Below are 7,297 nucleotides of genomic sequence, written 5' to 3'. Positions count from 1 at the left end.
TAGAGAAAAGAAAATTTGAAGCAAAAGAAAGTCCACTTTGTTCTTTTTGTGATTTTCCACAATATTGTCCAAACTTTGCTCATAAATATGAGATTGAAAAAACTCCTCAAATGATTCTTGGGGAGACTGATATACCTAAAGCTATTAAAGATTATGTTCAAACTAAGGAAAAAATAAAAGAACTTAATGTTAAGGCAAATGAGATTGGGGATGCTATTATAAGATATTGTGAAGATAAAGGCTTTAGTAGAGTATTTGGTGAAGAATACTCTGTAACAGTTTCCAAAGTTAAGAAAAAGGGATATGAAGAAGATGAAGTGAAAAAACTGTTAGAAGATGAAGACTTGTTACATAAAGTGCTCTCTTTTGATTCTAAGAAGATAAAAGATCTTCTTAAAGATCCAGATTTAAGTTATGAATTAAAGAGGAAACTAAAAGATTTAGAGAAAGTGATATCTGAATATAATCAATTGAGGTATACAAAGTTAAAAGAGGAAAAAAAATAAATAATGCTTAATAGCATCTAAATTTTTAAATACAGTTCATTGAGTCAGTCATATTTTAAGATAAAAAGTAAAAATTATGATTAAAACTATTCAAATTTATATTTGATATTTATTACATCATCAATAAATTAAAGGAGAAAAAAAGATTTATGTTCAGGAGTTGTAATGGCTGAGATAAATTTATCAAAAGAAATAATTAATAAAATCAAACAAAAGATAGGTTATCAGGCGACTTTTAATGTTAAAGATATCTTTTCAGCTATTGATTTTGCTTTTCAAAATAATTTTAAAGCAGTTGAACTTAATCTTAGTATCCCCACTTTTTATCCTGAAAAATACAAAAATAGGGAAAGGGAAAAAATTGCAAAATATTCCAGAGAAAAAGGTATTACAATTCTACTACATGCTCCAGAAGAAACCTCTTTATTTTCTTTTATTGATGATGTAAGAAAGAACTCAATAAAGATTTTAAAAAGAGTAATTAATTTTGGTTATGATATTGGGGCAAAGGTAATAACATTTCACTTAGGATTTGGTATACCAATAAGTTCTAATGGAGAAATGGTTTATATTAATAAACTCTTTCCTGACCAGTTTATGAGCAACTTAAGTGAAAGCTTAAATATACTTTTGAATTATTCAAAAGGGAAAATAGATTTATCATTAGAAAATGTTGGAAATTTTGGTGAACCTGAGACCAAAGAGATTATTCAAACCTTTTTAGAAAATGAAAATCTTTTTTTAACATGGGATTTAGGTCATAATAATTTGAAGTACAAATCTCACCAAAAACAAGATGAATTTTTTATGAAGTATTTAAATAAAATAAAGTGTTGTCATCTTCATGACAATCACGGGGATAGAGATGAACACCTACCTATTGGTGAAGGTGAGATAGACTTCAATTATTACCTACCAATGCTTGCAAATTTAGATGCTTATTTAGTATTTGAGGTAAGACCTAAGGAGCTTGCATTAATCTGCAAAAAAAATCTCAACTTATAGCATGAATATACTATAATTTTAATAAATTTCTCACATTGAGCTTTAGCATTTTCTAATACTTTCCTCTGCTCTGGTGGAATCTCCAGCTTCTCAACAGATGGTTCTGATCTCTCTTCTGTTGCTTCAATACTTTCTAAAGTAGAAAGATCCCTCCTTTCTTTTTTCGGTAATCTTATAAACTCAAACCCTAGAAGCAAAAGAGTGAGCATGAGTATTTATTGTGGGTAGCGATAGTGACCAGAGATGGTTTTTTCAGTTAACCAATTAAGCTCTGATACATATCCGGGTGGGTCAGCACTGGTTATTACATAAGGAATTCCATTTTCTGTTAGTTTGTCAGATATTATACCTACTGTATCAGACAATTCATCTCCAATTTCTAATTCAAAAAACACGATATCTCCTGGCATCCACTGATTCATAATTTCACTATTTGTTGGATCAATTTCAGTTGTTAAAGTTTTCCCAAATTTTTTAAAAAAGGCTTCTTGATGAGGAATTCTTCTGAAGTCTATATTCTTATCAATAATCTTGTTTTGATATCTATCAAAAGGATAATCACTTTTAGCGATAAGCATATCTTCATATATGAGTTCTCTTATATCATATCCCGCTGCTTTTAATGCTCTTGCTACAATATCTGTGGCAATTCCCTCATTTTCTGGAGGATATCCTTCATTATAGTATTCAAACTTATTTTCAATAAATTCCTCACATTGTTGTTTAGCATTTTCTAATATTTTTCTCTGTGTGGCAGGGATTTCTAACTTCTCAGTTTCAATAACTGGTTGAGCTGGCTCTGAAACTATTTTTTTTATTTCCTCAACATATTTCCCTTCTGTGGTTTCTTCAGATCCCTCAGTAGATGGTTCTATCTCTTCCACTGTCATTTCAACTTTTTCTAAAGAAACAAGTTCTTCTGATTCCCTCTTGGGAAATCTTACAAATTCAAGACCTTTTCCAACATTTTGTGTATCATAAAATAGGGTAATAAAAGCAATCTGTACAATTACTAAAAATATAATGATTGGGACAAGTTTTAGTTTAGGAATGTTTTTCAAAATTATACTCCAAAGAATCTCTTAAAAATTTATTATTTGAACTTACCTTTTATTTTAAATTTAATATTTTATTTTTTAAATTTGACTTTCTTATTTTATCATAAATATATTATTATAGAATTAATAGAGTATTAAATTTTAGATATCACTGTTTTGTTATAAAGATTAAAAGAATTTAATTTTATGGTACTTCTTAAAATTTAGTAGCAGGTGTTCCTTAAAGGTAGAATCACTTCCCTCTCCCTTAATGGGAGAGGGATAGGGAGAGGGTGTAAATTTGATAATTTAAATATTTCCCCCTCCCCTAAAATCCCCTCCCACAAGGGGAGGGGAATACAGCTGTAGATAACTACACTTTTTTAGTGAAGAGTTTAGATTTTTAAAAAATAATTTAAAATAAATAATATTAATTATATTTTTTGGAGAAGAGCTATTTTTATTAATAGTCGGGATGTAGCGCAGCTTGGTTTAGCGCGCAGCGTTCGGGACGCTGAGGTCCGGGGTTCAAATCCCCGCATCCCGACCATAATTAAAAAATTGAAACAATATACAAATTTCTTAAAGAGCATTATTAAAATAAAACTGATATTAAAAAGTAAAAACTAAAACCAGTTTTATTGGGACTGTGCTATATTTTTAGAAAATTTTCATTGTTTAAAGTTATTATTAATAAAAACTGTTTAATTATAAATCTTTTAAGAACCTTATTATAATCAAGGAGGAGTGATGGTTAGTAATCAAAGTACAAATGAATCAAAAGGAAGATCAAAATTTTTACAAGGTTGTTTAATAACAGTTGGGATATTTTTACTTTTAGCATTTGGATTTATAGCTGGGGTTGTAGCAACTACAGGATATATTTCACTTGTTAATAATGTTTCTCCAATTGACCTTTTAAAACCTGGAAATCTATGGCAAGAATATTTTTATAGAGAGAGGGGACCAGAAAGAGAGTTACCAGAGACTTTACCAAAGCAATTTAAAGAAGAGATTCCTGAAAAGTTTAAGGAAATGCAAACTATATGGAGTTCATACTGGTTTTATGAATTTTCTCCTGATTATTGGTCTGAGGGAGAACATAGTATAAAAGTTAAATGGGTTTTTCCAGATTGGTATGATTTTGATAAAATTCCCGAAGAAGAAGAAATTGATAAGGAAATAAAAAAACAACTCAAAAACACTTCTCCTCCAACATATGAAACCATAATTAATTTCAAAGTAGATTCTGAAGCTAAAAAACACAAAGGTAATGTACTCTTTAATATTGATGGATTATATACTTCTGCAGGAAAAAAAATTGAGAATAAAACTATAAATCCTGAAGATAAAACGGCTTTTTTGATTGGTTGGATAACAGACTATAAGATGGATTATGAGGAAGCAATGAAATTTTATGATGCTTGTATAGTGGAAATAAGTATAGATAATGAAGTGATAATTAAGCTGGAACACACACCTATATTACCACATAAGGAGATACCTGGTAGTTTTAGTCATTTATAAATAAAATAGATAGTGTTTTTAAAAATATTATTTTTATTAACAAAAATGGAGGTGTTTTTTGGAAAAAGAAAGAACTATTGCTGAGCCATGGAGGATAAAAGTTGTAGAGCCCATTAAAGTTACAACAAAAGAGTACAGAAAGGAAGCTATTAAAGAAGCGGGATATAATACTTTCTTGTTAAAATCAAAGGATGTATTTATAGATCTATTAACAGATAGTGGAACTTCAGCTATGAGTGACAATCAGTGGGCAGGTATGATGTTGGGGGATGAAGCTTATTCTGGGAGCAGGAATTTTTATAATCTTGAAAAAGCAGTTCAGGAGATATATGGTTACAAATATGTTCTACCTACTCATCAGGGAAGAGGTGCTGAACATATAATTTCTCAAATAACTATAAAACAAGGTGATTTTGTTCCAGGGAATATGTATTTTACTACTACTAGAGAACATCAGGAGAGAGCAGGTGGAATCTTTGTGGATGTTATTATAGATGAAGCCCATGATACACAGTCTAAGCACCCGTTTAAAGGAAATATTGACTTAAAAAAGTTGCAAAATTTAATTGATAGAGTTGGAGCTGAGAGAATTCCTTATGTTAGTTTCGAGATGAATGTGAATATGGCTGGGGGTCAGCCCTTTTCTATGGAAAATGCAGAGAAGGTGAGTGAATTATGTCATAAGTATGGAATTAGCATTTTTTATGATGCAACAAGATGTGTGGAAAATGCATATTTTATTCAGCAGAGAGAGAAAGGCTACCATGATAAAAGTATAAAAGAGATATTAAAAGAGATGATGAGTCTTGGTGATGGTTGTACAATGAGTTCAAAGAAAGATGGATTGGTTAATATTGGTGGTTTTTTAGCATTAAATGATTATGACTTATTTGTAAAAGGAATGACTCTTCTTCCAGTATTTGAGGGATTTCCTACTTATGGGGGTTTGGCTGGAAGAGATTTAGAAGCTGTTGCAAGGGGAATATATGAGTCGGTTGATGATGATTATATAGCTGCAAGGGTTAGACAAGTTGAATATTTGGGAAATAAAATAAAAGATTCTGGTGTACCTATTGTTACACCAATTGGTGGACATGCAGTATATCTTGATGCTAAAAGGTTTCTTTCACATATTTCTCAATATGAATTTCCTGCTCAAAGACTTGCTGCTGAAATCTATGTGGATTCAGGTGTAAGGAGTATGGAAAGGGGAATTGTTTCTGCGGGAAGGGATAGAAAGACGGGGGATCATAAGTATCCCAAACTTGAGCTTGTTAGATTAACTATACCTCGTAGAGTATATACAAATCTTCATATGAATGTAGTTGCTGAATCTGTTGTTGAGGTTTATAGTTACAGAGATAAGTTAAAAGGACTAAGAATGGTTTATGAACCAGCACAGCTTAGATTCTTCACAGCATGCTTTGAACTTTTGTAAGATATTTTAGAAGTTAAATAATATCATTAAAATAAAGTCTGAGGAAAATTGATATTTTTTTTCTCAGACTTTTTTATTTTGAAAATATATATTTCAATACTTTACTTTAGGATAGAATTGTGCTAATATGTACATAAGCATAATTACACAAATAAACAATTATATTAATGTATTACCATAATTAATGTATTTAGATTATTTAACTTATGAGATGGGAAGGTCTCCTAATAAAAGCTGAAGATGAAAGGTAATTCAAATTTTATGAGTGATAAAATCGAAAACAAAAAATTAAAGAAATTAAGAAGACCAAGAAGTTCAAATTTTTATTTAGTAATTTTCTCATTAATTTCGATAATCTTTGGATTTTTCATTTTTAGATATATTTCATATTTAAAAGGAGAGATTCTAAAAGAAGGTGATTTCTTACAGGTGTGTATTATGAAAGAAGAGATTCCATCACACACTCTAATTAGTGAAGAGATGATAATGCTAATTGAAATGCCAAGAAGATATCTGTTAAATAATGCAGTATTGGATAAAAATTTAGTTTTAGGAAGTATTACAAAGTATCCTCTTTATGAAGGTGAACAGATCTTGAGTTCAAAGATCTGTAAAAATACTGAGGATTTAATGTCTTTACCTGAAAATATTCCAGCTGATAAAAGAGTAATAACTCTTCCACTCGATAGCCAAAGTATGATCCCACCTACAATAAAACCCGGAGATAAAGTTGATGTGATAGCCAATTTTCATGTAGATACTGATACATATGAAAACACACTGTCTAATACTAGATTAATTGCTCCAGCAAGAACTGTTCTGTCAGTTAAAAGTGGTTTTTTAACGGATAATGAGTTGAGAGAAAAGAAAGGTGAGAAAGAAGGTAGCTTAGATCTTGATTTTTTAGATGCAAATATTTCTAATTCTGAAAGGTGGATAACCCTATTAATTCAATCAGAGGAGGTTATTGAAATAGCCCGTGCAATGGCAAATGGAAGATTATTTTTTTCTTTATGTCCTTCCAATAATGATGAATCAGAGTTTTATGGAAATTAATGTTTTACTAAAGATTTCTAACAAATTTCAAAAATTATTATGAAAAAAAATAATTGTTTACCTTCAGAAATAAATACTCTTACAAATGGTTTTGAAAAGATTTTTTTACCAAATAATAAAAATGAATTAATTAAAAAGAATTCTATCAAAAAACAGGAAGAAATAAATAAAGTAGAGATAGAGGAAGAAGTAGGAAGGGAAGAAGAAAGAAATTATCTTACATATGAGTCAATAAATTTAGATGAATATAATATTGTTAATGAGGAAGTTAGAGGTAAAGTAGTGGGTTTAATAGGTTCGAAGGGCGGAGTGGGAACTACATTTATTGCAAGTCATCTTGCAGTACTTTGTTTAAAGAAAGAATATAACAGTAAGGTTGTTTTAGTTGATCTTAATTTGGGAAATGGTGACATAAGAACTGTTTTTATTCAAACTGAGCCAGTTAAAGATTTGGGTGATTTAAGTTCAATTTTGAATGAATTAAGTGATATCTCCGTTAAAAATGTGGTTGAAAATACTAATAATGAGATATCAGCTATTTTTTCTCCAAATGATTTTAAAAAAGTAGAAGAATTTCAAGAAGATGATATTAAACAAATAATAGATATATTAAGAAGTTCATATGAATATATATTTTTAGATCTACCTAATAACTTAAACTTAAATTCTACAAAAGCTGGTATTAATTCTTCAGATGAGCTGATAATAGTTACACTTCCACAATTTCT

Annotated in this window: 7 protein-coding genes and 1 tRNA gene; 7 read left to right on the top strand and 1 reads right to left on the bottom strand. The window is 29.7% G+C overall.

Annotation, left to right across the window (positions count from 1 at the left end; genetic code table 11):
- Window positions 1-506: hypothetical protein (locus KKC53_02690; GenBank protein MBU2598075.1), on the top strand; the 506-nt coding region annotated here is incomplete at its 5' end.
- 165 nt (window positions 507-671) lie between these two features.
- Entirely contained in the window at window positions 672-1,511 is an 840-nt protein-coding gene (locus KKC53_02685; GenBank protein ID MBU2598074.1) for a sugar phosphate isomerase/epimerase, read from the top strand.
- A gap of 215 nt (window positions 1,512-1,726) precedes the next feature.
- Here KKC53_02685 and KKC53_02680 read toward each other — a convergent pair whose 3' ends face one another.
- The gene (locus KKC53_02680; GenBank protein ID MBU2598073.1) at window positions 1,727-2,572 is read right to left on the bottom strand and encodes a DUF1287 domain-containing protein; all 846 of its coding nucleotides are present in this window, start codon (window positions 2,570-2,572) and stop codon (window positions 1,727-1,729) included.
- 447 nt (window positions 2,573-3,019) lie between these two features.
- Here KKC53_02680 and KKC53_02675 point away from each other — a divergent pair.
- The 5 genes from KKC53_02675 to KKC53_02655 all read left to right on the top strand — a co-directional run.
- Window positions 3,020-3,098: transfer RNA gene (locus tag KKC53_02675), tRNA-Pro, on the top strand.
- 200 nt (window positions 3,099-3,298) lie between these two features.
- Window positions 3,299-4,075, top strand: a complete 777-nt coding sequence (locus tag KKC53_02670; protein MBU2598072.1) for a hypothetical protein — start codon at window positions 3,299-3,301, stop codon at window positions 4,073-4,075.
- 58 nt (window positions 4,076-4,133) lie between these two features.
- A complete protein-coding gene (locus tag KKC53_02665) occupies window positions 4,134-5,513 on the top strand; it encodes a tyrosine phenol-lyase (GenBank protein MBU2598071.1) in 1,380 nt (459 codons plus the stop codon).
- A 261-nt stretch (window positions 5,514-5,774) separates the two neighbouring features.
- Window positions 5,775-6,569 carry a Flp pilus assembly protein CpaB gene (gene cpaB, locus KKC53_02660; protein MBU2598070.1) on the top strand — a complete coding sequence of 265 codons (795 nt, stop codon included), beginning with the start codon at window positions 5,775-5,777 and terminating at the stop codon, window positions 6,567-6,569.
- A 39-nt stretch (window positions 6,570-6,608) separates the two neighbouring features.
- Window positions 6,609-7,297, top strand: a 689-nt coding sequence (locus KKC53_02655) for an AAA family ATPase (protein ID MBU2598069.1), incomplete at its 3' end; no start/stop codon positions are given.

This window comes from Actinomycetota bacterium, assembly GCA_018830725.1.
Classification (GTDB): Bacteria; Actinomycetota; Humimicrobiia; order JAHJRV01; family JAHJRV01; genus JAHJRV01.
Note: the sequence above shows the minus strand (reverse complement) of the source record. Positions and strands in the feature narration are given on the sequence as shown.